The organism is Tolypothrix sp. VBCCA 56010 (assembly GCF_050875635.1).
In the GTDB taxonomy this organism is placed as follows: domain Bacteria; phylum Cyanobacteriota; class Cyanobacteriia; order Cyanobacteriales; family Nostocaceae; genus Hassallia.
Genome location: NZ_JBPAOH010000008.1, coordinates 1 through 25,762, shown reverse-complemented (window position 1 = coordinate 25,762; position 25,762 = coordinate 1). Strand labels below are relative to the sequence as shown.

The following is a 25,762-nucleotide window of genomic DNA, read 5'->3' as shown; positions in this document are numbered from 1 at the left end:
CCCTATCTCATCAATCCTTCAGCGGCAGAAAAATCGTTAAAACTTCGCCGTGCTGCGGACGCTGACGGACAATGAGTTTACCGCCGATCGCCTGAAATAAATGCTTTGTCGCAGAAAGATTCAAGCTAATTACACCGGTCTCTGGTTGGAACATCAACAATTGACCTAAAGCCTTACGAATTGGCGGGGTTACGGCTGCGAAGGGGTTTTCGCTGTCTTTGCATTGAGCTTGGGGTGATAATTGTAACTTTAATTGATCGCCAGCGGGAATTACGTGTACTTGAATATGGCTACCAGCTGGTAAGCTGCGGGTAAAATTTTCCATCAAACCGGTGAGGACGCAATCGAGCATCGAAGGATTGCTTACCACCGTTGGTAATTGCTGCGGTAAGACAACATCCAAAGTTAAGTTACGCCGATTTGCGGTTTGTTGCCAACGGGGAATGCTCTGCTGTAAAACTTGATCTAGAGAAGTTGGCGTCAGTTGAGTGTTGCTCGATTTCGCGGGAGCAGAAGTTTCTAATTCTGCGGCTTTAAAGAGCAACTCCATACGATCAATTTGCTCTGTACACTCGCGATCGATAACTTCCAAGCGCTTGATAACGTTTGCTGGCAAGGTTTTCTGCTTCAATAGCAGACGTGTCATGGTGCGAATTGTTGTCAAGGGTGTGCGGACTTCGTGAGCAAAAGCTTGAAGCAATTCTACATCGGGACGGGGCGAACGGTGAGCAGAGGCATCGGCGCAATTTTCTTTATCGTGTCGGTTCGCGGCTTTTTCTTCTTGGGGTAATTGCGTTAACAATAACTGACTAAATTGCATCAAAATGTGGTAATCTGGTGCAACTGGTTCGTATTTTTGTACTAAAGAATTTAGTTCGGCGTAAAAATCAGGATTGTTTAGCATGACTCTCGCACCAAGCGATCGCCACGCCATCTGAACCACTTCTGGGTCAAAAGAAAACGAAAACCTTTTTTTACCGCAATTATCTTCTGCTAAAACTAATACTAATCTAAATTTTTCTGTAAAAATTAAGCAAAACTGCTCTCTCCCCAACGGATCGGCAGCTAATAAAGGCAGTACCGATTCATGAGGAGCAATTTCCGATGGTATTACTGTCGTCCCAGTCGGCATTTGAAATGGCATCAATGCCAACGGGTTGAATGGTTTTGCTGTAAAAGTTATTGTCTGCAAGCTTTGAGTTACTCTTGGCTGACTAAACATTGGTGCCGGTGCAGCTAAAACTAATCCTTGGGTGGCATCAGTTGAAGTAGTTGCTAAAGTATTTAATAGCAACTGTTCTGTTGCGGCTAAACTGACGCACCACTGCCGGTCTGATGCAGCAGGTGAACATTCAGCCACGCTTAATTGACTTTCGGCTAAAATTTCACTCAGACTTGGCAAGATCCATTTGTACACAGGTTTTCACCTCTTAGTTCACTCAACGGCTGACAGCATCTTTAAAAGACATTCCACTATGAGGTTATAGTTATTTGTGTACTGCCAACAGTCGTAGAACCGAACACTCTTAGGCGCAATTTCCCCTAGAAGAGCGATTGAGTATTCATCGTGGTGAAAAAAGTCGGTTTATTTTCGTAATCCAGTTTTCTCTACAAGAAAAACCGGATTTTTGGCATTAGGTAGGAATTAAAACCAATTTTGTCACGTATTCCTGACTTACTTACCAGATACTTCCGACAGAATCTTTTATCAAACAGTTAAATTTTCTTTATATCCTGGGGGAGAGGTAGATAAACCTACTTGGAGGGAATCTAGGTAGAAGAGGTGAAACTCATGTTGACACCCCTTTTAACAAATAGTAATTCCATGCAAAGCAATTTAGTTAGGTTCCCCATCGCATCGATGTCGGGAAACAGTGAACAAACACTTTCAAAAGCATCTACCAAGTACGATTGTGCAATGCAGCAATTTCAAGAGCTGCTGGCAACTGAGGATTTGGATAATAAACTGGATGCACAACCATCTATAGTAAGTGAGTTTGAAGACGCACTACGATTTGCAATTAGTGACGCTTATCAAAAAGGCTATGGTGATGATGGTGCTCACTGTTTTTTACAGCGAATTCTTTATGGCATCAATCGGCTAAAGCTGTTTTGGTATGACGATTTGCGGCACTATAATAATGAGCGATCGCTTTATTTATCCTCATTGTGCCAGCAAATTGAAGCAGCTTGGCAAAATTGGGAACTAGCACAAATCGATGTAGCTGCACTGCAACAATTGGATGTCAAAGATGCTTTAATTAAACGTGTTGCTGAAGATTTAGATCCGCCATTATCCTCGGAAAGTCGTTACATCCGTGAGGAAATGAGCGTAGTTGGCTATCGTCACTTGTTAGCGATCGCCTCGTTTGATGGTTTAGTTGAAGGTAGTCGGCTTTCCCGCATTTTAGGTGGTGCGGCAAATGAGGTGCAATGTACCCTAGTACGGGTACTGCTAGAAGAATACGGCAACGGGCGCTTATCTCGCAAGCATTCGACATTTTTCAAGGCAATGATGGCTGAGTTTGGGATGAACACCGAGCCAGAAGGATACTTCGATTTAGTGCCTTGGGAAGTACTAGCTTGCGCTAATCATAACTTTTTGGTGACGGAGTGCAAGCGGCATTTTCTGCGCTATAGTGGGGGGTTGACCTATTTTGAAGTGGCAGGACCCGCAGCTTATAGAAATTATCTCACGGCGGCGCAACGATTGCAACTGTCGGAGGCGGCAATGGGTTATTGGGAACTGCACATCAGGGAAGACGAACGCCACGGACGTTGGATGTTGGATGATGTAGCTTTGCCTTTGGCAGAACAATATCCCTCGGATGCGTGGGAACTAGTGCTGGGGTATGACCAGGAAAAATTGATGAGCGATCGCGCTGCTGTTGCTGTCGTGCGATCGATACGCGAAGCGGAACATTCTGCTTTACTCATCAAAAAGATAGAAAAAGTTAAAAAATAAAAATTAAATATGGCAAGTTTTCTCTTGCCTTTTTAATTTTGTTATTGTCACTTGCTTCTCAAAATATTCCTTTAGTCATTAATTATTAGCTAAAGGAACAATTTCTGCTCGCTTTTTTTAAGCCAGTAATTAATCTTTTCGCTTTCGCTAATTATATCATAAAGTGCAATTCCCATGAAAGACATTTTTGTTTGTCCGGAAGAATCTAACTTTTACTCCAACTGCTTGGAAAACCTTGTCATCAGAAATTGCCTGCATAATGAGTCTGTTGTTGAATTTGGCTCTGGAGATGGTACTCCGGTTATCAATTCATTATTAAGAAACAAATTTGATGGTGTCATACATGGATTTGAATTAAATACTTCTGCGTGGAAAGTCGCTAATTCCACAATTGATGAATATAATCTGGCGAATAAATACGTAATCAGTAATTCATGTTTGTTTAAATCGTCTAAACCTCAAGCTGAGTATCTAATTGCTAATCCGCCATATTTGCCTGCACCAGACAAAGATATTTACATGCCATTATTATTTGGCGGTATAGATGGCGCCGCAATTACCAACGAGCTTTTGTCGTTAGATTATGACAATGTGTTACTTTTAGTATCTAGCTATTCTAATCCCGAAAGTACGATTGAAAAGGCGAAAGAAAACGGCTACAGTGTTAATAATTTTGTCGTATTGCCGTTGAAATTTGGCTACTACAGTTCTGAGCCAAAAGTCAAAAAACACATCGAAGAATTAAGAAAAAAGAAAATGGCGTTTTATTCTGGCGATTATTACTTTTTAGCGGGAGTTTTATTTAAAAAACGCCATGAGTGTGATGTTGATTTATCTAATGAATTAGCTCATGTGATGACAAGTTTGTAAGAATGGGGGCTAATAAGGCACACCCACATTTCTGGTGAGGCGTTGTGCGATCGCACCCCTTACCTAGCCTGCGGCAACGCTCCTGGACGAACGCGGGCTATGATATTTTAACGTGAATTCGACGGTTTATATAGTGTCCGCCTAATTAGCTGAATTAAAATACCTCTGAATAAGTGCTTCAATCACATTATCGTGTAACATCCATTCTGGAAACACAGTTAAAACTTCTTCTAACTTTTCTAAGGGATACCACCAACTATAATTACCACGATGAAAACGCCATCCCTGGATTGACCTAGCTTTTTCCTGAAAATATCCTCTAGGGTCGTATGGACTAAATACAGCCACTCGACCGTTTATAATCTCAATGCGCTGTTCTGGTATTTCATCATCGAGCTGATGAGCATATGCCAAAATTTTTTCTACAAATACCTCTGGGACTCGGATAGTTTTAGTCGGTTGGTGTCGCCAGATTGTTGGCATGGGAATCAAATTCTTTACGTTTCCACGACGATTAGGCATATGAAGGTACTTTTGCTAATTATGAAGTAATCGATCTAACTGAGAATTGGGGATACCTGCACTCTCAAGTGGAAAGTTTTTGCTCGCTTCTGAACAGTTTAGTTATGTTACACAACGAGCAAACTGTCTGGATTCAATAATAAAGACTTTTCTATTTATTACTAGCAAATTCTTGGGTTGCCAACATATTTCTTAGGAGGGATACGGGACGCTGCACGGTTTTCATTAGATAGAAGCGCTGTACAGAGTCGCAACCACTCAAATCAATTGACCGTCCTGTAACAGGGGCGATCGGCGTAGCTTTAACGTAGGTTACGCTCCACATCTACTTTTATGAGAAACTATTGCAAGTAGTGCAATTATTGCTCAATCCCAAAATGACCATCACCATTTCGCGGAATTATTTCTGGGAAATCTTTTTTGAAGATGAACCAACCAAGCAACGCTACGATCCTGCCGACGAGTTTGACATTCTTTGGCAGTATCCATGCCAATTTGGTAAAGGATATTGCCGGGAGATCGAACTGCAACAAGGATTGGGACTGCTGATCAGTGATTATCAACTGCGCGATCGCCTAACCATTAAAGTTCCAGAACGAGACGGTGACGTGGTGCAGTGCGGTTTCCGTCTTGCAGGAGGCAGTGAAGGCTGCCACAGTAGTGAGCATAAAACTTTTAAGACAGGACAGTATGATTTGACGGGTAGTAGCGCCAGACCCAGCGGAGTTACCGTCGAGTCAGAAGCGCAACGCCAGCTGATGGTAAACGTCTCGGTCTCACCAGAGCGATTTCGTTCCTTTGCGGGCAATAAGTCGGGAGAGCTTGATTTAACGTTACAGCATCTAATCAGGCAGCCAGATCGGGAATGTTATAACCGTTATGGCACAACTACTTCGGCAATGCAGATAGTGTTGCAGCAAATTCTGCACTGTCCGTATCAAGGAACGCCCAAGCGGATGTATCTCCAAAGCAAAGCGCTGGAGTTGATGACATTCTTGGTGACAGAGGAGTTGGAAATAAAACAGAGCAAGCAAAATTCTACCGCATTGAAACTAGATGATATTGATTGCATTTATCATGCCAGAAATATTTTGCTAGGAAATCTTGACAATCCACCATCGTTAATTGAGTTAGCAAGGCAAGTAGGGTTAAACGAGCGCAAACTCAAAGAGGGCTTTCGTTACTGTTTTGGCACAACGGTGTTTGGGTATTTGCACGATTACCGGATGGAACAGGCGCGATTGCTTTTGATTGCGGGGCAGTTGAGTGTTAAACAAGTGGCACGGGTTGTTGGCTATGCCAGTCCAACTTCGTTTCATGCTGCATTTCGCAAAAAATTCGGCATAAATCCCGGAGATTATTTGAAACGATCCTGAGTATTTGCCAAAAAAGTCCGGCTGCAAGAAGAAAAAGTCCCGTTGGAAGAAGACACACTCATTAATATCAACTCTATCCCAGGTAAGATTTTTGAGAAAGATTGTTGATTGGTCAGATTTTTCTCAAATTCTTTGACGCTAGGTGTGTAGAGTGATGACAAATAAATTGCAACAGGCGGTGTTCATGGTAAGCACCCTATTTGTATTGGGTATTCAGCCTGGGTTGGCAGAAACACGAGAGCAAAATGCGATCGCTAATATCCCTAGTATCCGCGAAATCAAACTGCCGCTGACTAGCGCCGAAATGCTTGTGCAGTTGCCCACCTCAGAAGTTGTGCAAGTTACCGGAGTCAAAGCTAATCCCACCGATAAAGGTGTGGAGGTGATTTTACAAACAACCAAGGGGCACGATTTCGTGGCAGTTTTGATATTTCACAGTCAGTTGGCGATCGCCTCACCTGAAGGGAGCGATCGCTTTTTCAAGCCTCGCATTACATGAACAGAGCGATCGTTTATCATCTTTTTAATTATAGGATAGGCTTTGGTTTGGGAATTTATTACGTGGGCGTGAGCGTCGGTGATTTAGTTAATTCTTTTGGCGTTGCATAATTGAAGTATGAATTCAAGCGATCGCTATGCAATGTCCAAGGTGTGCATCAACTCATATTCGTAAGAATGGCAAAAAGGCAAGTAAACAAAACTACATTTGTGCTCGGTGTAGTCGTCAGTTTATAGATTCTTACGATTTGCACTTGTTTTTCTGAAAAAATTAAACGTGAGTGTGCGCGAAATGTATGTGAATGGTCTAGGTTTTCGAGCTATAGAACGGTTAAAGAATGTGCATCATACAACCGTAATAACTTGGGTAAAAAAAACGGGTGAGATTTTAGCTAATTCACTAGAAACTGATGAAATCCCTGAAGTTACACAAGTAGACGAACTAGAAACTTTTATAGGTAAAAAAAAACAAAATTTGGCTGTGGACAGCAGTAAATAAGAGTTATCCAGGAATTTTAGCCTGGGTTTTAGGAGACAGAAGCTCTGAAACATTTAAATTGTTGTGGTTAATTATTAAATGTTGGAATTCATATTTTTACGTAACGGATGGTTATCCAGTTTATCCTTGTTTTATTAATAATGAAGACCACATTGTTAGTAAAATATATATGACAAGAGTCGTTCGCGCAGCGTCTCCCCTTGGGAGAAGGGGAGAATAGCCGTTTAAGGCATTATCTTGCCCGGCTACATCGGAAAACTTTCTGCTACTCTAAAACCGAAGAAATGCTGAGATGTTCAATTCGATTAGTAATATATTATCTCAAGTACGGTTCGGTAGCGCTGCGGGCGCTGTGCGCCCGCTTTTCTTGAAGCGATCGCCTGATTCATACTTACATTCAGCAACGCCATTCTTTTGATATTAGAATCCTCCGCAGATTTCGTTCAAATTCGCTCCTTCCAGATACCCGACTTCTCGCTCGAAGTCGGGTATCTAATTTATCTATGGGTTATTGCATCAAAATTTGACGGCTTAAAATACTCATGAATTCACCTGGGTTAGCGGTTGGTAGCAGTGGACTCCAGTCTCCCACACTGGCATAGCCAATTACTTGCAAATAGTGAATTGTACTGTTAACAGCTTTGGGAGAACCAATCAATAGATGTTTAATCGGTTCTCTCTTGGGAAATGGATGTTCAGTTGATTGATTGAGGATGGGTGTATTTAAATCTTCGTGACGCAAGTACTGCTCTAACTGGGAAGTGTTCTATAATCGCGGGTGAAACAAGTTTCACGCAATGTATGCCTGCTGTGAGATCGCTACCACGAGAATGTCAAAAATGCTCTGATCAAAGATGATTGGACAATTACTGACGATCCTCTGCATTTGAAGTGGGGCAAAAAAGATTTGTATGCCGATCTGGGAGCGGAAAGGCTGCTTGTGGCAGAGAAAGGTGTGCAAAAGATCGCGGTTGAAATCAAGACCTTCGGCGGTGACTCTGAAGTAGCAGATATTGAACAGGCAATTGGTCAGTACTTCACGTATCTGGCTGTAATAAGTCAGAATGAACCAGAGAGAGTTTTATACCTTGCTGTGCATGAGGATGTTTTCATTGACATTTTTGAAGAAGAACCGCTTGGTAAACTGTTAATGGAGAGCTACAAGATTCGTTTCATTGTTTTCAACCCGATGCAGGAGATTATTGTGCGATGGATACCCTGGAACACTACAGAAATCTAATTTGCAGCATCCTGAGTGAACATACGAAGATTCCTTACTCTTATGGCGATATTCAACATGAAACTGTTTTTGATAGAGAACAGGATCGATATTTGGTGATGATTCTGGGTCGAGAACCAGTGCCTAACTTTTCTCCGACAGCAACTCGTCGGGTACATGGCTGTTTGATCCACGTTGATATCATTGATGGCAAAATTTGGATTCAGAGAGATGGTACGGAGGAAGGGGTGGCATCATTACTGGTCAGGGCAGGTGTGCCGAAGAATCGGATTGTGTTAGGCTTCCGCTCTGAGGAATTGAGAAAAGATTCAGAATTTGCGATCACATAGCTAAAAGTTAGCACTAACACAATCACAAAGCCAATGGCTAAACCAAGATAGCGATATAGCAAGAATATCCAGTTATGAAAAATCTGAGATTTCATGGCGATCGCTTAATTCACTTTTGGGCGAACTCTTCTGTGGGTAAATTAGTCGTAAGTATGAATGCGATATTGTCACATCACAAAGCCAGTAGCCGAAAACTTAAAACAAATTCAGTTAAGCTGACAACAGCAGTTTTAATTCCCAAAACAATGACCGCAAATAGTCCTACAATTCTCGCTCTAGACTTTGATGGTGTAATTTGCGACGGACTAATTGAATATTTTCAGGTAGCATGGCGTACCTATTGTCAAGTATGGTCGCCAATTAACCAAACGCCATCAGATGATTTAGCTTCTAGATTTTATCGGCTGAGACCTGTAATTGAAACAGGTTGGGAAATGCCTGTCTTAATTAAAGCTTTGGTAGCGGGAATTGATGATGAAAAGATTCTTCAAGAATGGGCAAGTATCGCTCAACAAATTTTGTTAGAAGACAAGCTACAGGCAAAAGAAATTGCTATTAAACTAGATAATCTCCGGGATGAATGGATTGCTACAGATTTAGATGGCTGGCTGAGTCTGCATCGATTTTATCCAGGTGTAGTAGAAAAAATTAAAGCAATTGCCTGTCAAGTCAAGCTGTATATCGTCACTACCAAAGAAGCACGTTTTGTACAGCAGTTGTTGCAACAACAAGGAGTTACTTTCCCCAAAGAAGCGATTTTCGGGAAAGAAGTCAAGCGTCCCAAATACGAAATTTTGAGAGAATTAATTCAGGCTGCACAAGAAAAAGCAGTCAGTTTATGGTTTGTAGAAGACAGAATCAAAACGTTACAGTTAGTTACACAGCAAACCGACTTAGAAAATGTCAAACTCTTTTTGGCAGACTGGGGTTATAATACTCAACCAGAAAGAAACGCGGCTGAAAACGATTCGCGAATCCAGCTAATATCGCTTTCTCAGTTTGGTCAAGATTTTTCGGAATGGATAGTTGATAGTTGATAGTTGATAGTGGATAGTTGATAGGGGATAGGGGATAATGGTAAATCTGAACAACGCACTAACCAACAACTAACCACTAACAACTAACAATTAACAACTAACCACTAACAATTAACAATTAACAAAACTTTATGCTTGACCTGACACAATTAGCGCGACAAATGCAAGGCTTAAGTCAGCATCTGACTTTAGAAGCTGCTGCAAGTCGGCAGCGTTTAGAATTAGCGCAACAACATCTGAAAAATGCTTACGATCGCCAAGATGATTTAGTACAGCGACAGGAAAAATGGCGCGATCGCATTATTTTTTCTAATGCTACCCCAGTTGAGCCTCTAGATATCTGTATCGATATCCCAACTCCACCGAAGGTACATACTGTTATTGCTACCGACGGTTCCCAAATTGCCCCGAATCACCACGAAATTGCTTACTGCTATCTCCTCAACATCGGCAGAGTCGTTTTGCACTACGGACAAAATCTTCACCCAGTTTTAGATAGTTTACCAGAAGTATTTTACCGCGCTGAAGATTTATATATGTCGCGGCAGTGGGGAATTCGCACCGAAGAATGGATGGGTTATCGACGCACTGCGAGTGAAACTACTGTGTTAGCAGAACTTGCTTGTGCAGAAAAGACGGAAGCACCAACCTTAGCAATGGTGGATGGTTCGTTAATTTACTGGTTTTTGGAACAGTTGCCTGGGGAAGCACGCGATCGCATTTTACCCCCGATTCTCGAAGCTTGGAAACAGATGCGCGAAGCTCAAATTCCCATCATGGGTTATCTCAGTGCTTCTCGCAACATTGAAGCGATGAACTTTTTACGTTTAACAGCTTGTTCTCACCCAGTTCCCGATTGTAAAACTTTTTGCCCCAATCAATTAGAAAAAGTACCTTGTAAAATATTTGAGCCTTTACGAGATACCGCGCTTTGGTCAACTAAACTCAAACCTGGACAACGCAGCACTTTATGGCGCAGTAATGCCCACATTTTAGAACAATACGAAGACCAAAAAATTTACTTTTGCTACGTCCATGTTGGCACCGAAATTGCCCGGATAGAAGTTCCGGCGTGGGTAGCGGAAAATACAACTATGTTAGACCAAGCATTAGGATTGATGTTGGCACAAGTGCAAAAAGGATATGGGTATCCAGTAGCGATCGCGGAAGCGCATAATCAAGCTGTAGTCAAAGGTGGTGATAAAGCGCGTTTCTTTGCTTTATTGGAACAACAAATGATTAAAGCCGGTTTGAGAAATGTGGGCACTTCCTACAAAGAAGCCAGAAAACGCGGTAGCATCGCTTAATTGGAGGCTATTTGCGAAATTTTATGCGATCGGGACTTACGCAAAAATTCTCTCTCTTCCTCATTCCTCCGTGAACTCTGCGTTCTCTGCGGTTCGTTACGATTTACTCCCTTCCCGCTCGAAAAATACTTATTTAACAACCGCAAAGACACGAAGTACACAAAGGAAGAAGAGAAAGAAGATAGGTAATCTTGTAGTGGGAAGTCGGGACTTACGCAAAAATTCTCTCTCTTCCTCATTCCTCCGTGAACTCTGCGTTCTCTGCGGTTCGTTACGATTTACTCCCTTCCCGCTCGAAAAATACTTATTTAACGAACCGCAAAGACACGAAGTACACAAAGGAAGAAGAGAAAGAAGATAGGTAATCTTGTAGTGGGAAGGGAGTAGCTTTCGAGGTTTTCTCAATAGAAAAATGAAGTTGAGTTTTGTAGCCAGCAGCCTAACCAGTCTGTTATGGTTTTTAGCGTTCATGTTCTAGAGGAACCGCTACGCGATCGCATAAAATACACACCCCAAGCGATCGCACCAAGCGCATAATCAAGCTGTGGTCAAAGATGGTGATAAAGCGCGTTTCTTTGCCTTATTGGAACAGCAAATGATTAAAGCCGGCTTGAAAAATGTGGGCACTTCCTACAAAGAAGCCAGAAAACACGGTAGCATCGCTTAATTTGACGCTATGAAAGTAAATTATCTCTAATATCATCTTTTTTGCTTGTTAATGGATTAATTTTCCTGTAATAGCATGATATCCGTGCTATTATGCTTTTTATGATAGTGTCATTCAAAGACAAAGGAACTGAAGACATTTTTGATGGGAACGACTCAAGCATACGCTCGAAAAACTTGTCCCGTCAACCTTTGGAGTGTCGCACAGAGAAAACTAGACCAATTAAACGCTGCGTTCTCTTTGGATGATATGAAAGTGCCACCAGGTAATAGGTTGGAAGCCTTAAAAGGTGACAGAAAAGGGTTGCATAGTATTCGGATTAACGATCAATATCGAATGTGCTTTGTGTGGACAGTAGAAGGAGCTTCTGAGGTTGAAATAGTTGATTATCATTAGTGAGGTATGCAGCAATGAGAGTGCCTAAACATCGTCCTCCCACGCATCCTGGGGAAATCTTACTTAAGGATTTCTTAGAGCCTTTTGCGATATCACAAACTGAACTTGCACTCTTCATTCACGTTCCCTATCAGCGAATTAATGAGCTAATAAACCAAAAGCGTGGAGTAACGCCAACTACTGCCCTGCGGTTATCAAAGTTTTTTGGAAACAGTGCTGAGTTTTGGTTAAATCTTCAACAAAGTTGGGAACTGTACCACGTCCTTAAAGAAGAAGAGAAAGACCTTAACACAATACCAAGGTTTGAGCCTAAAGAAGATGAAAGAGTATCCATTTGACTATTGTGATAATCGCAGTAATTTCTTCACAAGTTTCTTATAGTTGTTTTCTAAGATGATGATGACTCTCGAATGGAGATATCGTCATGATTGCCAAAGTTTTCCTGGGTATAATTATTCTCAGCGCGATCGCGTTATTATAGCCGTTCTTAGTTGGATGCAATACAAAGTTCTATCGTCGCGTGTAGGGGCACGGCATTGCCGTGCCCCTACGAGTGTATTGGACTCAACCAATAACCGCTATAATTCTATCCTGGATGCAAATCGAAACCAATCAACAAATTAGTCGAATTTGGCACGCACTGGAATTTCCACCTGCTCATCAGCGATTTAACGCAGAGATGGTTGCGGCATTACCTGCACCCGTACAGCGTTATTTTTTACATGCGATCGCACCGGACGCTCCTTTAGCAACTTCTGTCAAGCTAAAAATGCGAGGACAGTTTCGGCTTGCACAAGATAAACCTTGGCTAGCCATGCAAGCACAAGAAATCCTCACTCCCAAAGGATTTGTTTGGAAAGCAGTAATTGGTAGAGGATTTCAATTTAAAGGAGCCGATTATTATTTTAATAATTCGGGGAGAATGCAGTTTAAAATGTGGGGATTAATCCCAATTGTGAATGTAGATTCAAAGGATATTAATCGTTCCGCTATTGGACGACTGGCAGCAGAATTTATTTGGCTACCGTCTGCCTTATTGCCTAGTATGGGTACAACGTGGAAAGCGCTTGACGATAACACGATTCAAGCTAGCTTACAGATTGATGGTGAATCTGTCACTCTGACTTTAGTAATCGATGCAGACGGCAAAGTTTTACGAATTTGGTTGCCACGTTGGGGCGATCGCACAGAAAATAAAACTTGGGCTTACATTCCCTTTGGTAGTAAGTGTGAAGCAGAACTACATGAAAGCGGTTTCACTATCCCCTATAAGATGAGTGCAGGTTGGTGGTTTGGCACAAAGCGGTATAGTGAATTTTTTCAAGCTACTATTGAACGGGTGGAGTTTTCTTGAAAATCTTTATATCATGCGATCGCAAATCACATATATTGTAGAGACGTTCCGCCGTTTGTTAGTACCAAGGATTTTGATTTGAGCTAGTCAAATCGCAAATCACATATATTGTAGAGACGTTCCGCCGGAACGTCTCTTGTGAGGGTTGCAATATTTTTATTAATTTTAAATTAGCGGACATGATATAAATTTGAGGACTGAAGTCCTCACTACGAAAGCGCTTCTACGAACTTCTGCGTAGGAATAAAATGAAATTTACAACAGCGATAGTTGTCATGAATACGTGAATTACTCAAAACATGAGAAAGCAATTAAGCATTTTGCTTGCGGAAAATACCTTTACGAGAAAGCAATTACTCAAATGAGAAAGTCAAATGCCTAAATGCTTGCGGAAAACACCAAAATGAGTAAGTCAAAAGGCATTTTGCTTGCGGAAAACACCAAAATGAGTAAGTCAAAAGGCATTTTGAGTAAGTCAAAAGGCATTTTGCTTGCGGAAAACACCAAAATGAGTAAGTCAAAAGGCATTTTGAGTAAGTCAAAAGGCTTTTTGCTTGCGGAAAACACCAAAATGAGTAAGTCAAAAGGCATTTTGAGTAAGTCAAATGCCTAAATGCTAATTAAATTTGACCCAAACTAAAATAGCTCAAAGTGCGATACTCCAGGGGAGTCGCTGCGCGATCGCATTGCTTTTGTAGGGTGCGTTGTCGCAAAGACGCAACGCACCCTTGTATTTTAGTGCGATCGCATTGCTTTTGTAGAGTGCGTTATCGCAAAGACGCAACGCACCCTTGTATTTTAGTGCGATCGCATTGCTTTTGTAGAGTGCGTTGTCGCAAAGGCGCAACGCACCCTTGTATTTTACAAGAGTGGCAGCTATTACTTCAGTGTTAAGAGCAAATGGCGATCGCACTCACCCAACACATACATAAGAAACTATGCTGCGAGTCTACAGTTTACGATAAATCCCCATCTACAGGCAGAAACGCCATGTTAAAAATCATGCCGATTGCTCTTACTCTCCAATCTGAATAAAAGTAAAATTTAAGACAAATTATATTGAAACAGTAATATTTTAGGTAGACTTAGTTGCAATAAACACGCTTGGGCAATCATTTAAATAAATATTAGGATAAAAGGCAAGCATTACTCAGGTAGAAGGATTTCTGATGACGAATGAAGAGCTGCTGGAAGTCATTAAAAAAGCTGCTAAAGATAGAGTGGCAAAGTTAAATCTCTCTTATCAAAAATTAACTTCACTGCCAGCAGAGATTGGTCAACTTTCCAACCTCAGCGAGCTTTACCTCACCGACAATCAACTGACGACACTGCCAGCAGAGATTGGTCAACTTTCCAACCTCAGCGTGCTTTACCTCATCGGCAATCAACTGACGACACTGCCAGCAGAGATTGGTCAACTTTCCAACCTCAGTCGGCTTTACCTCACCAGCAATAAACTGACGACGCTGCCAGCAGAGATTGGTCAACTTTCCAACCTCAGCGTGCTTTACCTCAGGAATAATCAACTGACGACGCTGCCAGCAGAGATTGGTCAACTTTCCAACCTCAGCGTGCTTTACCTCACCGGCAATCAACTGACGACACTGCCAGCAGAGATTGGTCAACTTTCCAACCTCAGTCAGCTTAACCTCAGGGGCAATCAACTGACGACACTACCAGCAGAGATTGGTCAACTTTCCAATCTCAGTCAGCTTAACCTCAGGGGCAATCAACTGACGACACTACCAGCAGAGATTGGTCAACTTTCCAACCTCAGTCAGCTTGACCTCGGTGAGAATCAACTGACGACACTGCCCCCAGAAATCCGCGAGAAAGACTTTAGAGCAATCCTGAACTTTTACAAACAACAGATAGAACAAGAAACTGATCACCTCTACGAAGCTAAATTACTCATTGTGGGAGAAGGTGGTGCAGGTAAAACTACCTTAGCAAAAAAAATCCAAAACCCAGATTATCAGCTAGAGCAAGATGAAATCTCTACTGAAGGCATTGATATTATCCGATGGAGCTTCCCATTAGAAAATGGCAGAGAATTTCAGGTTAACATTTGGGACTTTGGTGGTCAGGAGATTTACCATGCCACCCACCAGTTTTTCTTGACCAAACGCTCCCTTTATATCTTGGTTGCTGATAGCCGAAAAGAAGACACAGATTTTTATTATTGGCTGAATGTAGTAGAACTGTTAAGCGATAACAGTCCCTTACTTATTATTAAAAATGAAAAGCAGGAGCGCAAACGCGAAATAAACGAGCGACAATTACGAGGTGAATTCACCAATCTTAAAGAAACACTCGCTACTAACCTTGCTACCAATCGCGGTCTGCCAGAAATTCTGAATGAAATTAAATATTATATTAGTAACCTACCCCATGTAGGAACAGAACTGCCCAAAACCTGGATTAAAGTACGGGAAGCTCTAGAACGTGACTCCCGCGACTATATTAGCTTGCAAGAATATCTAACTATCTGTCAGGAAAATGGGTTTACTACACAGGAGGACAAACTCCAACTTAGTGGCTATCTGCATGATTTAGGTGTATGCCTTCATTTCCAAGAAGATGACCTTTTAATAAAAACCGTAATTCTCAAGCCAACTTGGGGTACAGATGCGGCTTATAAAGTATTAGATAACTCACAAGTCATTCAAAATTTGGGTAAATTTGACCGTCATGATTTAGCAAACATCTGGAATGAAAACAAATACCTCAACATGCGGGCAGAACTGTTGCGATTAATGATAAATTTTAAATTGTGTTATGAAATTCCCAGTTACCCTCGTACTTACATTGCTCCACAACTTCTTAACCCTAACCAACCAGAGTATGAGTGGCAAGAAAATGATAACTTGCTTTTGCGCTACGAATATGAATTCATGCCCAAAGGTATCCTGACTCGTTTCATCGTCGAGATGCACTCATCGATTGAAGGACAAACTGTTTGGAGAAGCGGTGTTGTCTTGAATAAAGATCAAGCGCAGGCAGAGGTGATTGAGTATTATCGCTATCACAAAGGAGAGATTCGGATTCGTGTTTCCGGAAAGCGTAAGCGAGATTTGTTGGTTACGGTGAGGCACGAACTCGACAAAATTCACTCTTCTTACGAACGTTTGAAGTATAAAATACTAGTTCCCTGCAATTGCCAAGCCTGCAAAGGTAATCAAACACCCCACTTCTACCCATTACAGGTGCTATATAAATTCATAGATGATAAACAAACTCAGATTCAGTGTCAAAATAGTTACCAGATGGTAAACGTTCGAGACTTGATTGACGATGTAGTTGCTGAACAACCTCGTTCGACGGCACAACGTTCTTCGAGACAAGAAGCTATAAATGAATTTGAACCATTAATTTCAAGAACTATGACGGACAACAATAAATACAATATTAAAGCAGAAATTGTTCAAATCACCGAGAAAAACTGGGGTGAAATCGTTGGCAAAAAATATGCAGCCGATCCAGGCTTTAGGCAGGCAGTAACTGAGATCATCGGCATATTGAGCAAAATACAACAGAAACATCCAACTGCGACTGAGGCAGAAGCCGAGGAAATAATTGAGGCGGAATTTGAAGAGATTATAAGCAATCAACCAACTAAATGGCAGAAACTTCGGCGACAACTATTGAATCGAGAACGTTGGTTTAATGGTGGCAAAGAAGCTGTGAGTGAGGTTGCTAAACATTATGTGGAAGGCAATGTAGTTTACAAAGCAGCACTTGCATTCCTGGATGGCTTCAGTGAAGATGAAGACTAGAAATTAGGGCAGATTTATAAACTGAGCGATCGCCGCACTTTAGAACTACAGCCTGACAATACCCCGATTCAGTGCGGTTCCGAAAGCCTTGTCATAAGCAGCCTAAACCGCCCTGTGACTTCTCTGTGCATCTGTGCGGTTCTGTGGATGCGTTAGTCTTGAATTAACACATTATATATAGTATATGTAGGGTGCGTTAGAATAACGCACCCTACGTGTATTTCTGTTGTTTGTTCCTTTGCGCCTCTGCGTCTACCCTGCGGGAACGCCTAAAGGCGAATGCGTGAGATTTTCATATCTTGATTCACCAATGCCGTCTTAAATTAATCACTATATATATAGATACTCGAAAGCGCTTTTACCAACTTCTGAATATGCACTGATTCATGGGTTGCCATCACAGATATGCGGATGCGACTTGTGGGAACGGTTGGGGGACGAATCGCTGGGGCAAAAATCCCAGATGCTTTAAGTTGCTTTCCGGCTTCTAAGGCTGCTGCTGCACTTGGCAATTGAAAACATAATATAGGCGATTCCGAAGGCAATAATTTCAACTTCGATAATTGCAGCAACTTTTTCAACTCATCGACATTCGCCCATAATTGGTTGCGGCGTTGCGGTTCAAGTTGTACAATCTTGATTGCTGCTAACGCTGCTGCGGTGTCTGCGGGTGACAGCGCGGTGGTGTAAATCCAACTGGGGGCGCGATTTCGCAAAAAGTCGATTAAAGTGGCACTGCCGGCGACATACCCGCCTAAACTACCTAAAGCTTTACTCAAAGTGCCAATTTGAATTAATTGCTTTCCGCTACAGTCGAAATGTTCGACACAGCCGGCGCCAGTTTTACCCATCACTCCAGTTGCATGAGCTTCATCAACTAGCAGCATACAGCTAAATTCTTCAGCTAAATCTAACAGTGTGGGTAGAGGACATAAATCCCCATCCATGCTGAAGACGCTATCAGTGAGAATTAAACAGCGTCGGTAATTTTGCCGCTGATTCAAGAGATTTTTTAAAGCTGTCACATCGCAGTGCGGATATTCGATAACCGTCGCCCCACTGAGAATCGCTCCATTTTTCAAGCTAGAGTGATTGTATTCGTCAGATAGTATTAAATCGCGCTTGCCTACTAAAGCGGTTATTGCTCCTAAATTTGCTAAATAGCCAGAACTGAATACTAGGGCATCTTCTGTTTGTTTGAGAGAGGCGATCGCCTCCTCTAATTCTCTATGTAATTCTCGATGCCCGCTGAGTAATCTCGAACCAGTGCTTCCCGTGCCAAATTGTTTGGTAGCTGCAACCCCAGCTTCAATTAAGCGATCGTCCCCCGCTAATCCCAAATAGTCGTTACTGGCAAAATTAATTACCTCTCGACCATCCACAATCACCATCGCCCCAGGGCGACCGTGGATGGTTTGTACTGAACGATACCAGTCCGCCCGGTGAATCGTTGCCAGGGATTCGTTTATCCAAGCATAAGGGTTTGGGGACATGGGGGAGTGGGGGAGGGGGGGAGTGGGGGAGTGGGGGAGGGGGAGATGGGGAGATGGGGAGATGGGGAGATGGGGGGAGGGGGAGATGGGGAACAATTTCTTTCTATTACCTATTCCCAATGCCCAATGCCCAATGCCCAATGACTAATACTCAACTTGTTCGCTGCTAAGAAGTGCGATCGCTTGTTTGATCCAATCTTCTACATAAGCATCTTTTGGTAGTCCAATATCCTCACTTACTACGTGTAAGGCGTGACTGACTTCATGAGCAGTATATCCCAAGGCGAAGAGGGTCATTTGTACTTCTTCGAGAATATTTGGTGCGGGACCACCTGTAGCCACGAAGAAGCCTGCTGATTTGCGCCATTCGATTAACTTGCTTTTTAGTTCTAAACAGATGCGTTCTGCGGTCTTTTTGCCTACTCCCGGCGCTTGAATTAAGATTTGTATATTGGCAGCGATGATGGCTTGGACTAATTCTGGTAATTCCAGAGTGTCCAATAAGGCGATCGCGCTTGCTGCCCCAATTCCACTTACAGTTAAAAAGTGGCGAAACAAATCTCTTTCCGCTGGTGAAGCAAAGCCATATAGGAAAGGCACTTCTTCCCGAATTTGGTAATGGGTAAATATTTGTACTTCCCCTCCCGTTGCTGGTAACTGCTTTTCCAGTCGTTGGGGAACTTGTAAATCGTACCCGATGCCATTTACTTCTAGAGTCAGTATGACGCGATTCGCGCCACATTTTTGCACACCAGCAACCAAACCTTTTAGATAGCTAATCATTAAATAAAACCAAAGTGTTTTAAGCCTTCGAGAATTCCACCTGCACAAAAGTTTTGTGCGAGGTAACGATAGTCAGCGGGATTTTCATTGTGCCATTGGAGTAATTCCGGACGGGCATTCCCAACGAGAATTCCTCTTTCGTTCCCCACGGCAAATAAAGCAATATCATTGCCAGAATCACCACAGACAACTGTTTTCTCTGCTGCAATTCCCCACTTTTGGCGGAGAAATTGCATAGCCTGACCCTTATCGCTGTGGCGGGGCACGATGTCAAGGTCAACACCGCTGCTATAGATTAACTTTATATTTAAACCACATTTTGACAGATTTGTGTCAAGTAATGGTAAAATTTTATCTGCTGATTCTTCTTTGAGGAAAAAACTTATCTTAAAAGGACGCTGTTCTGAGTCGGGTTGGGGGACTAATTCAGGATGTTTTGCGGTTTCAGCTAATACGAGGTCACGATTCCAGCCGTCGGCAAGTCGCTCTGACCAAGCATAATCGGGAGTATCGCTGCCGTCAAGGTAAATTTCTGTTCCTACAGAAACGACCAAAGCATCTGGTTCTATCAGGTTTTGTTCAATTTGCAGTTCTCGATAAAGTATAGGCGATCGCCCTGTGGCATAAACAATTTTAGTACCATACTTTTGGCGATGTTCGCTCAGTGTTTGCTGAAGTTCTGTTAAGGCTTCGTCATTACCCACGAAGGTATTATCTAAGTCTGTTACAAAAAGAAATTTATCCACAGCTACCTCTTTGATGTTGCCTGCTTTACCATCAAAAAGTTTATGTCCTTTTTGGTTTGTGCGATCGCAGTAGCTAGATTTTTCCTTTAATTATCCAATAATTCCAAATTGCATATAGTAGTACTAATCTACTACCAAATCAGGCGCAACATGGGCTGTACCCGAAACTGAAGCTTGCAAAAGAAGTCGCGATCGCTCTGTCACTTTTCATTCAACCAGTGAAAATAGCGAGTCGCACATCGATTTTTCTGAAACAATCACTTTTGGCTTTAAGTTCTGGGTTGTCTTTGGGCAGTAGAATACATACTTCCCGGTTCGCTCGTTGGTAAGATTTGGGAACCAATGGTTCCCGTTTGGCATTTTATAATGAAATATGGAAAATAAATTTTCATAAGGTCAAAAATATGACACACTCTTCACCAGAAAGAATAGTGAGACGTGGGAGAGTATTTCCGGAAATTCAATGGACAGAAGCACAAAAAGCTGAAGAAAAAGCTAGAAGACAGGCATTTTATGAGCGTTGTTGGGTGATTTTTGAGGGTTTAAAACCAGAAATACTACATAAATACTATGGTTGGTATATCGCCATTGAACCTGATAGTGAAGATTATTTTATCGATCAGGATCAAGAGGTAGCAAGTAAAATGGCTAGAGAAAAATATCCTCATGTGATTCATCATATTTTTGGCATTAATGAAACCGGAGTTAGTGGCAGAATATGATTGAGGGAAGATTTGGAGATAAAGGTCAAGTTTACTTTGAAATCGATTTAATAGGTGAGGATGGTATTAATTTTCCTGTAGAAACAATATTAGATACAGGATTTACTGAATTTTTAGCCATGAACAAACAAGATGTACAAAGTCTTGATTGGTCTTTTTTGCGTCAAAATAAATTAAGAACTGCTCAAGGAGAAACTGAATTTGATGTTTATAGCGGTAGGGTAATAATAGATAGTCAAGAGTGGGAAATTCCTGTATTTGCTGGAGATGAAATCCAGGAAATTTTACTAGGTTCTCAATGGCTAAAATTATTTATATTAGTCGCTAATTATAATCAAAATATAGTAAGTTTAGAATTAATTTAATCAAGAGTTTCTACATAGAGACTTGCTATGACTCCTAATTCCTTAAGGTTAGTTTACTTCTTTAGAGGATCGCTCTCACTTGCACTCTGTCACAAGCCTTAGATAATTAATTCTAAGTCGCTTATATTAGTACTAATTTACTATTAAATCTAACTAATATAAAAAATAGGGTAAGCAATGCTCACCCTACATTTAAAAATTCAGCAACAGTAAATTAGACAAATTCAATTACTGAGAAGTTTCGCGTTTTACTTTTTCAATGTTTGCATCGTAATCTCCACGTTGCGCTTTGTTGCGAGCGAGTTCTTGTTCAATTTCGCTACGTTCGTAGTCTTGTGCCCCAAAAGAGCGTTTTTGCGGTTCGTTGGTTAATTCTGAGCCAAAGCGCTTCAGCATTTCCACAGGATTTTTTTGTCGGCTTCCAGTTCCCAAATCCTTGGGAATGACTTCTGCTGCACGCTTACCGCTTTCGATATAATCATCATCGCCTACGGCTTGTGCGGTAGTATTATAGTTTTTGGTGCCAAAATCGCCGGAGTAATAACCAACGGCTTGAGCGGAAGCGGGTAAACTAGTTAAGAAGACTAAACCAGCCAAGAAAGCGATCGCGATTGTGCGACGCAATTGATTAAATATTCTGTTGAATGCCAACATTCGGGAATTTCCCTCCAATTTTTCTGCCAAATGCTAAAATGTTAGGAAATTCTCATCATTTTAGCGTCTTCCTCTGGTTAGGTTACATATCTATATCAAAAGTAAGGGGCAATGGGCAATGGGCAATGGGCAATGGGCATTAGGGAAAGGGGAAAGGGGAAAGGGGAAATAATTATTACCAATGCCCCATGCCCCATGCCCCATGCCCCATTCCCCATGCCCGATTCCCAATGCCCCATGCCCGATTCCCAATGCCCCTAAGCTATTGTCACATCTTTCGACAAATAAACATCCTGAATCGCGTGAAACAGCTTCACACCTTCCTCAAAAGGACGTTGGAATGTCTTGCGTCCAGAAATTAAGCCTGTACCACCGGCACGTTTGTTAATTACAGCCGTGCGAATCGCTTCCGCAAAGTCGCTTTTACCAGACGCACCACCAGAATTAATCAATCCTGCACGTCCGCAGTAGCAATTAAGCACCTGGTAACGAGTCAAATCGATGGGGTGGTCGGTTGTCAAGTCGGTGTAAACTCTTTCATTGGTTTTACCGTAACTTTCACCTGTCGCTTTGGCAACGGCTGCGTAACCATTGTTAATTTCGGGTAACTTTTGTTTGATGATGTCAGCTTCAATCGTTACACCCAAATGATTCGCTTGTCCGGTGAGGTCGGCGGACAGGTGATAATCTTTATCTTGTTTAAAAGCGTTATTACGCAGATAACACCAAAGAATTGTTACCATCCCCAATTCATGAGCGCGTTTAAAAGCGTGGCTAACTTCTTGAATTTGTCTGGTGGATTGTTCTGAACCAAAATAAATTGTCGCACCCACCGCAGCTGCACCCAAATTCCAAGCTTGTTCGACATCACCAAACATAACTTGGTCGAATTGATTGGGGAAAGTTAACAATTCGTTGTGGTTGAGTTTGACGATAAAAGGAATTTTGTGAGCGTATTTGCGAGAAACGCTGCCCAATACTCCTAAAGTGGTAGCGACAGCGTTACATTCGGCAGCGATCGCTAACTTGACAATATTTTCCGAATCGAAGTACATCGGGTTCGGTGCAAAAGATGCGCCGGCAGAGTGTTCGATACCTTGGTCTACTGGTAAAATCGACAGATAACCGGTATTCGCCAAACGACCTGTAGAATATAAAAGTTGCAGATTACGCAAAACTTGCGGATTGCGATCGCTGTTAATCCAAACTCGATCTACAAAGTCGGGTCCCGGTAAATGTAATAAATCTGAGGAAACCTTTGCTTTAAATGTAAGCAGGTCTTCTGCTTCTTTACCTAGCAACGATTCGATAGAATTAGGCGCCGATAGCGTTGAAGTCATAGCTATGGTGTGAAAACTTCTGTTTTTATGGTCGCTATGTTCAGCCTAACGTGTGTCTGTCTTAAGGCAGAGTATAATTATTTTGACTTTGATGTAACGCTGGGTAATGGGTAATTGGTAATGGGTAATTGGTAATGGGTACTCCCCCTCTCCCCCTCTCCCTCTGCCCTCCTCTTCGTAGCAAATTGTATTTTTTGGGATTTTTTTGTAATTTACTTTATAAGTAATAGAGAAGCAAATACCATTAGATAGATGCGGTAAGTTTTGATTCATAATAAAATAAATAAATTTATCTGCCCTAGCTTATGTTGCCTAAACCCAAAAAGCGTTGGACACCTTCACACTGGGCAAGTTGGAAGCCTTTTGGTATTGGCGAACAATACCCCAACAACTATTGGGAAGTATTTCGGGCAATTTGGCTCTCACGCCACAAACTCCCTTATGCGTGGAATATCTTAAATAAGGGTGTTTGCGATGGTTGCGCTTTGGGCACAACCGGGATGAAAGATTGGACTGTAGAGGGAATTCATGTCTGCAATGTTCGCTTGCGGTTGTTGCAGATGAATACTATGTCAGCTTTAAATCCCGAATTGTTAAAAGATGTTGGGCAATTGCAAACTAAAAAAAGTGCCGAATTGCGCGAGTTGGGAAGGCTTCCTTATCCAATGATTCGCCGACGCTCTGAAAAAGGTTTTAATAGAGTTAGCTGGGATGAAGCTTTAGAAGTAATTGCGAGTAAAATTAAGGCGACTACAAGCGATCGCCTGAGTTTCTATATTACCAGTCGCGGCACTGTTAACGAAACTTATTACGCTACCCAAAAAGCTGTCCGGGCAATGGGAACTAACAATATTGATAACGCTGCCCGGATTTGTCATTCTCCCAGCACGGCAGGATTGAAAGCTTCTCTTGGTGCAGCAGCTACGACTTGTTCTTATAAAGACTGGATTGGCACTGATTTGTTAGTCTTTATTGGTTCCAATGTTGCGAATAATCAGCCTGTCACCGTCAAATATCTTCACAACGCTAAGAAAGCCGGCACAAAAATCGTGGTAATTAACACTTACCGCGAACCGGGGATGGAGCGCTACTGGGTGCCTTCAATTGTTGAAAGCGCGATTTTCGGGACAAAGTTCGCCGAAGATTTCTTTTTGGTGAACATGGGCGGAGATATGGCATTTTTACATGGTACAATCAAGCAGATGATTGCTCACGACTGGGTAGATCGGTCGTTTATAGAAAAGTACACAGCAAACTTTGAAGAACTAAAAGCTTTTCTAGAAACGCAATCTTGGGAAGAGTTAGAGCGACTTTCTGGAAGCACCCAAGATGAAATGTACGCCTTTGCGAAAATGGTTGGCGAAGCTGATAAAGCTGTGTTTGTCTGGAGTATGGGCATTACACAGCATTCTGGCGGTGAAGACAATGTACGTGCCATCATCAACTTAGCTCTCACCAAAGGTTTTGTCGGTCGGCAAGGTTGCGGTTTAATGCCAATTCGCGGTCATTCTGGGGTGCAAGGTGGTGCAGAGATGGGATGTTACGCTACGGTGTTTCCCGGTGGAAAAGAAATCAACCCAGAAAATGCAACTAAGTTAAGTCAGCTTTGGGGTTTTGAAGTACCCACTACCAAAGGTTTAATTGCTCCAGAAATGATTGATGCAGCATTCGATGGGCAATTAGATGTATTATTTTCCGTGGGGGGCAATTTTCTGGAAGTCTTGCCAGAACCCGATTATGTGGAAGATGCACTGAAGCGCGTGCCGTTGCGAGTGCATATGGACATTGTTTTGTCAAGTCAAATGCTTGTGGAACCAGCAGATACGGTAGTGCTGTTACCCGCAACGACTCGCTATGAAGTACCTGGGGGAGTAACTGAAACTAGCACCGAACGCAGAATCATTTTCAGTCCAGAAATTCCCGGTTCCCGTATTGGTGAAGCACGTCCGGAGTGGGAAGTATTTACGGAGTTAGCAAAACGGGTGCGTCCTGATTTGGGACTGCATTTTGATGATACAATAGCTATTCGCCAAGAAATTGCTCAAGTAGTTCCACAGTATGCTGGTATTCAACATCTAAAGGAAGCTGGCGACCAATTTCAATATGGTGGTTCGCATTTGTGCTTTGGCTGGAATTTCCCTACAAAAGATGGAAAAGCACACTTTGCGGTAATGTCGCATCGAGAAAGAAAATTACCAGAGGGTTGTTTTTTGGTATCGACGCGCCGAGGTAAACAATTTAATAGTATAGTACAAGAACGCAAGGACGCAATTACCGGCGCAATCCGAGAAGCGGTGTTGATAAGTCGCGAAGATGCTGATAAATTAAAGTTGAAAAATGGCGATGCGGTGGTTTTGAAGAATGAACTTGGTAGCTTTTCGGGTAAGGTCTATATTGCACCAATTAATCCGGGAAATTTGCAGATTCATTGGCCCGAAGGGAATATATTATTGGATAGAAGTAAGCGATCGCTTGAAGGAGTTCCTGATTACAATGCTGTAGTTAGTTTAGAAAGCTTTGAATCTATCTCGCTAAACTAAAGTTATATTACCCAACTTATTGCAGTCATGTCCGTCGCCCCAGATTTTCAACTTCCACTTGATGTAATATTTCCTCCAGGGGATTTATATAGTGACGAACCACCTTTGGAAAGCGAATTACATTTACGGCAGATAATTCTGCTATTACAATCTTTAGAATTGTGGTGGCATCGCAATGACTTTTACGCTGCGGGTAATTTGACAGTTTATTACAGTCCACGTCAGCGCAAATCAGAAGAGTTCAGGGGACCAGATTTTTTTGTCGTACTGGACACTGAACGCA

25 protein-coding genes and 4 pseudogenes are annotated in these 25,762 nt (G+C 42.1%); 20 read left to right on the top strand and 9 right to left on the bottom strand.

The window, feature by feature from the left end:
* Positions 1-10 precede the first annotated feature (10 nt).
* On the bottom strand, positions 11-1,417 hold the full coding sequence (locus tag AABK37_RS04495; protein WP_432550398.1) for a sensor histidine kinase: 1,407 nt from the start codon (positions 1,415-1,417) through the stop codon (positions 11-13).
* Between the two features lie 408 nt (positions 1,418-1,825).
* Here AABK37_RS04495 and AABK37_RS04490 point away from each other — a divergent pair, with 408 nt between their 5' ends.
* Complete coding sequence (locus AABK37_RS04490) at positions 1,826-2,965, top strand: iron-containing redox enzyme family protein (RefSeq protein ID WP_432550447.1); 1,140 nt, start codon at positions 1,826-1,828, stop codon at positions 2,963-2,965.
* Between the two features lie 174 nt (positions 2,966-3,139).
* On the top strand, positions 3,140-3,835 hold the full coding sequence (locus AABK37_RS04485) for an SAM-dependent methyltransferase (RefSeq protein ID WP_432550397.1): 696 nt from the start codon (positions 3,140-3,142) through the stop codon (positions 3,833-3,835).
* Positions 3,836-3,976: 141 nt separating this feature from the next.
* Here AABK37_RS04485 and AABK37_RS04480 read toward each other — a convergent pair whose 3' ends face one another.
* On the bottom strand, positions 3,977-4,357 hold the full coding sequence (locus AABK37_RS04480; RefSeq protein ID WP_432550396.1) for a hypothetical protein: 381 nt from the start codon (positions 4,355-4,357) through the stop codon (positions 3,977-3,979).
* Between the two features lie 377 nt (positions 4,358-4,734).
* Between AABK37_RS04480 and AABK37_RS04475 the strand changes: the two genes are divergently transcribed.
* The 3 genes and pseudogenes from AABK37_RS04475 to AABK37_RS04465 all read left to right on the top strand — a co-directional run bounded on the left by AABK37_RS04475 (position 4,735) and on the right by AABK37_RS04465 (position 7,101).
* Complete coding sequence (locus AABK37_RS04475; RefSeq protein WP_432550395.1) at positions 4,735-5,733, top strand: helix-turn-helix transcriptional regulator; 999 nt, start codon at positions 4,735-4,737, stop codon at positions 5,731-5,733.
* Positions 5,734-5,887: 154 nt separating this feature from the next.
* Positions 5,888-6,232: a hypothetical protein gene (locus tag AABK37_RS04470; protein WP_432550394.1), complete on the top strand. Its 345-nt coding sequence runs from the start codon at positions 5,888-5,890 to the stop codon at positions 6,230-6,232.
* 136 nt (positions 6,233-6,368) lie between these two features.
* A pseudogene (locus AABK37_RS04465) lies at positions 6,369-7,101 on the top strand (IS1 family transposase).
* Between the two features lie 137 nt (positions 7,102-7,238).
* Here AABK37_RS04465 and AABK37_RS04460 read toward each other — a convergent pair.
* Positions 7,239-7,472, bottom strand: a complete 234-nt coding sequence (locus AABK37_RS04460) for a hypothetical protein (protein WP_432550393.1) — start codon at positions 7,470-7,472, stop codon at positions 7,239-7,241.
* A gap of 84 nt (positions 7,473-7,556) precedes the next feature.
* Between AABK37_RS04460 and AABK37_RS04455 the strand changes: the two are divergent.
* The 9 genes and pseudogenes from AABK37_RS04455 to AABK37_RS04415 form a co-directional block, all read left to right on the top strand.
* Positions 7,557-7,970: pseudogene (locus tag AABK37_RS04455) on the top strand (element excision factor XisH family protein); the annotation flags it as partial.
* On the top strand, positions 7,940-8,299 hold the full coding sequence (locus AABK37_RS04450; RefSeq protein ID WP_432550392.1) for a XisI protein: 360 nt from the start codon (positions 7,940-7,942) through the stop codon (positions 8,297-8,299). The pseudogene AABK37_RS04455 and the gene AABK37_RS04450, both read left to right, overlap by 31 nt.
* Positions 8,300-8,544: 245 nt before the next feature.
* Complete coding sequence (locus AABK37_RS04445; protein WP_432550446.1) at positions 8,545-9,336, top strand: HAD family hydrolase; 792 nt, start codon at positions 8,545-8,547, stop codon at positions 9,334-9,336.
* Between the two features lie 131 nt (positions 9,337-9,467).
* Complete coding sequence (locus AABK37_RS04440) at positions 9,468-10,643, top strand: DNA double-strand break repair nuclease NurA (RefSeq protein WP_432550391.1); 1,176 nt, start codon at positions 9,468-9,470, stop codon at positions 10,641-10,643.
* A 526-nt stretch (positions 10,644-11,169) separates the two neighbouring features.
* Positions 11,170-11,310 (top strand): annotated as a pseudogene (locus AABK37_RS04435) (DNA double-strand break repair nuclease NurA); the annotation flags it as partial.
* A 144-nt stretch (positions 11,311-11,454) separates the two neighbouring features.
* A complete protein-coding gene (locus AABK37_RS04430; RefSeq protein WP_432550445.1) occupies positions 11,455-11,706 on the top strand; it encodes a type II toxin-antitoxin system RelE/ParE family toxin in 252 nt (83 codons plus the stop codon).
* Positions 11,707-11,720: 14 nt separating this feature from the next.
* The gene (locus tag AABK37_RS04425; RefSeq protein ID WP_432550390.1) at positions 11,721-12,044 is read left to right on the top strand and encodes a HigA family addiction module antitoxin; all 324 of its coding nucleotides are present in this window, start codon (positions 11,721-11,723) and stop codon (positions 12,042-12,044) included.
* Between the two features lie 257 nt (positions 12,045-12,301).
* A complete protein-coding gene (locus tag AABK37_RS04420; protein WP_432550389.1) occupies positions 12,302-13,060 on the top strand; it encodes a DUF6920 family protein in 759 nt (252 codons plus the stop codon).
* Between the two features lie 403 nt (positions 13,061-13,463).
* On the top strand, positions 13,464-13,673 hold the full coding sequence (locus tag AABK37_RS04415) for a hypothetical protein (RefSeq protein ID WP_432550388.1): 210 nt from the start codon (positions 13,464-13,466) through the stop codon (positions 13,671-13,673).
* Between the two features lie 33 nt (positions 13,674-13,706).
* Here the strand turns inward: AABK37_RS04415 and AABK37_RS04410 are convergent, their stop codons facing one another.
* A complete protein-coding gene (locus tag AABK37_RS04410; RefSeq protein ID WP_432550387.1) occupies positions 13,707-13,973 on the bottom strand; it encodes a hypothetical protein in 267 nt (88 codons plus the stop codon).
* A 256-nt stretch (positions 13,974-14,229) separates the two neighbouring features.
* Between AABK37_RS04410 and AABK37_RS04405 the strand changes: the two genes are divergently transcribed.
* The gene (locus AABK37_RS04405) at positions 14,230-16,836 is read left to right on the top strand and encodes a COR domain-containing protein (protein ID WP_432550386.1); all 2,607 of its coding nucleotides are present in this window, start codon (positions 14,230-14,232) and stop codon (positions 16,834-16,836) included.
* 323 nt (positions 16,837-17,159) lie between these two features.
* On the opposite strand, the gene bioF is transcribed toward AABK37_RS04405, so the two are convergent.
* The 3 genes from bioF to AABK37_RS04390 form a co-directional block, all read right to left on the bottom strand.
* Positions 17,160-18,329 carry an 8-amino-7-oxononanoate synthase gene (gene bioF / locus AABK37_RS04400; RefSeq protein WP_432550444.1) on the bottom strand — a complete coding sequence of 390 codons (1,170 nt, stop codon included), beginning with the start codon at positions 18,327-18,329 and terminating at the stop codon, positions 17,160-17,162.
* A gap of 144 nt (positions 18,330-18,473) precedes the next feature.
* Positions 18,474-19,112 carry a Holliday junction branch migration protein RuvA gene (gene ruvA, locus AABK37_RS04395; RefSeq protein ID WP_432550385.1) on the bottom strand — a complete coding sequence of 213 codons (639 nt, stop codon included), beginning with the start codon at positions 19,110-19,112 and terminating at the stop codon, positions 18,474-18,476.
* Positions 19,112-19,858: a sucrose-phosphate phosphatase gene (locus AABK37_RS04390; RefSeq protein WP_432550384.1), complete on the bottom strand. Its 747-nt coding sequence runs from the start codon at positions 19,856-19,858 to the stop codon at positions 19,112-19,114. The genes ruvA and AABK37_RS04390 overlap by 1 nt, the downstream gene beginning before the upstream one ends.
* A gap of 404 nt (positions 19,859-20,262) precedes the next feature.
* On the opposite strand from AABK37_RS04390, the gene AABK37_RS04385 reads away from it, so the two are divergent.
* Together AABK37_RS04385 and AABK37_RS04380 are read left to right on the top strand one after the other, a co-directional pair.
* On the top strand, positions 20,263-20,580 hold the full coding sequence (locus tag AABK37_RS04385) for a hypothetical protein (RefSeq protein ID WP_432550443.1): 318 nt from the start codon (positions 20,263-20,265) through the stop codon (positions 20,578-20,580).
* Entirely contained in the window at positions 20,577-20,945 is a 369-nt protein-coding gene (locus AABK37_RS04380; RefSeq protein WP_432550383.1) for an aspartyl protease, read from the top strand. The genes AABK37_RS04385 and AABK37_RS04380 overlap by 4 nt, the downstream gene beginning before the upstream one ends.
* A 228-nt stretch (positions 20,946-21,173) precedes the next feature.
* Here AABK37_RS04380 and AABK37_RS04375 read toward each other — a convergent pair whose 3' ends face one another.
* Positions 21,174-21,599 carry a hypothetical protein gene (locus tag AABK37_RS04375; RefSeq protein ID WP_432550382.1) on the bottom strand — a complete coding sequence of 142 codons (426 nt, stop codon included), beginning with the start codon at positions 21,597-21,599 and terminating at the stop codon, positions 21,174-21,176.
* Between the two features lie 111 nt (positions 21,600-21,710).
* On the opposite strand from AABK37_RS04375, the gene AABK37_RS04370 reads away from it, so the two are divergent.
* Positions 21,711-21,860 (top strand): histidine kinase, encoded by a 150-nt coding sequence (locus tag AABK37_RS04370; protein ID WP_432550381.1) that lies wholly within the window; start codon positions 21,711-21,713, stop codon positions 21,858-21,860.
* On the opposite strand, the gene AABK37_RS04365 is transcribed toward AABK37_RS04370, so the two are convergent.
* On the bottom strand, positions 21,857-22,939 hold the full coding sequence (locus tag AABK37_RS04365) for a class I fructose-bisphosphate aldolase (protein WP_432550380.1): 1,083 nt from the start codon (positions 22,937-22,939) through the stop codon (positions 21,857-21,859). The genes AABK37_RS04370 and AABK37_RS04365 overlap by 4 nt on opposite strands.
* A gap of 305 nt (positions 22,940-23,244) precedes the next feature.
* On the opposite strand from AABK37_RS04365, the gene AABK37_RS04360 reads away from it, so the two are divergent.
* Together AABK37_RS04360 and AABK37_RS04355 are read left to right on the top strand one after the other, a co-directional pair.
* Positions 23,245-25,479 (top strand): FdhF/YdeP family oxidoreductase, encoded by a 2,235-nt coding sequence (locus AABK37_RS04360; protein ID WP_432550379.1) that lies wholly within the window; start codon positions 23,245-23,247, stop codon positions 25,477-25,479.
* A 27-nt stretch (positions 25,480-25,506) separates the two neighbouring features.
* Positions 25,507-25,762: pseudogene (locus tag AABK37_RS04355) on the top strand (Uma2 family endonuclease); the annotation flags it as partial.

Bases quoted from the DNA above. Each gene is read 5' to 3' on its own strand.
- AABK37_RS04490 (WP_432550447.1), top strand. From the start codon at position 1,826: ATGCAAAGCAATTTAGTTAGGTTCCCCATCGCATCGATGTCGGGAAAC.
- AABK37_RS04485 (WP_432550397.1), top strand. From the start codon at position 3,140: ATGAAAGACATTTTTGTTTGTCCGGAAGAATCTAACTTTTACTCCAAC.
- AABK37_RS04480 (WP_432550396.1), bottom strand. From the start codon at position 4,357: ATGCCTAATCGTCGTGGAAACGTAAAGAATTTGATTCCCATGCCAACA.
- AABK37_RS04475 (WP_432550395.1), top strand. From the start codon at position 4,735: ATGACCATCACCATTTCGCGGAATTATTTCTGGGAAATCTTTTTTGAA.
- AABK37_RS04470 (WP_432550394.1), top strand. From the start codon at position 5,888: ATGACAAATAAATTGCAACAGGCGGTGTTCATGGTAAGCACCCTATTT.
- AABK37_RS04450 (WP_432550392.1), top strand. From the start codon at position 7,940: ATGGATACCCTGGAACACTACAGAAATCTAATTTGCAGCATCCTGAGT.
- AABK37_RS04445 (WP_432550446.1), top strand. From the start codon at position 8,545: ATGACCGCAAATAGTCCTACAATTCTCGCTCTAGACTTTGATGGTGTA.
- AABK37_RS04440 (WP_432550391.1), top strand. From the start codon at position 9,468: ATGCTTGACCTGACACAATTAGCGCGACAAATGCAAGGCTTAAGTCAG.
- AABK37_RS04430 (WP_432550445.1), top strand. From the start codon at position 11,455: ATGGGAACGACTCAAGCATACGCTCGAAAAACTTGTCCCGTCAACCTT.
- AABK37_RS04425 (WP_432550390.1), top strand. From the start codon at position 11,721: ATGAGAGTGCCTAAACATCGTCCTCCCACGCATCCTGGGGAAATCTTA.
- AABK37_RS04420 (WP_432550389.1), top strand. From the start codon at position 12,302: ATGCAAATCGAAACCAATCAACAAATTAGTCGAATTTGGCACGCACTG.
- AABK37_RS04415 (WP_432550388.1), top strand. From the start codon at position 13,464: ATGAGTAAGTCAAAAGGCATTTTGCTTGCGGAAAACACCAAAATGAGT.
- AABK37_RS04405 (WP_432550386.1), top strand. From the start codon at position 14,230: ATGACGAATGAAGAGCTGCTGGAAGTCATTAAAAAAGCTGCTAAAGAT.
- bioF (WP_432550444.1), bottom strand. From the start codon at position 18,329: ATGTCCCCAAACCCTTATGCTTGGATAAACGAATCCCTGGCAACGATT.
- ruvA (WP_432550385.1), bottom strand. From the start codon at position 19,112: ATGATTAGCTATCTAAAAGGTTTGGTTGCTGGTGTGCAAAAATGTGGC.
- AABK37_RS04385 (WP_432550443.1), top strand. From the start codon at position 20,263: ATGACACACTCTTCACCAGAAAGAATAGTGAGACGTGGGAGAGTATTT.
- AABK37_RS04380 (WP_432550383.1), top strand. From the start codon at position 20,577: ATGATTGAGGGAAGATTTGGAGATAAAGGTCAAGTTTACTTTGAAATC.
- AABK37_RS04375 (WP_432550382.1), bottom strand. From the start codon at position 21,599: ATGTTGGCATTCAACAGAATATTTAATCAATTGCGTCGCACAATCGCG.
- AABK37_RS04370 (WP_432550381.1), top strand. From the start codon at position 21,711: ATGGGCAATGGGCAATGGGCAATGGGCATTAGGGAAAGGGGAAAGGGG.
- AABK37_RS04365 (WP_432550380.1), bottom strand. From the start codon at position 22,939: ATGACTTCAACGCTATCGGCGCCTAATTCTATCGAATCGTTGCTAGGT.
- AABK37_RS04360 (WP_432550379.1), top strand. From the start codon at position 23,245: ATGTTGCCTAAACCCAAAAAGCGTTGGACACCTTCACACTGGGCAAGT.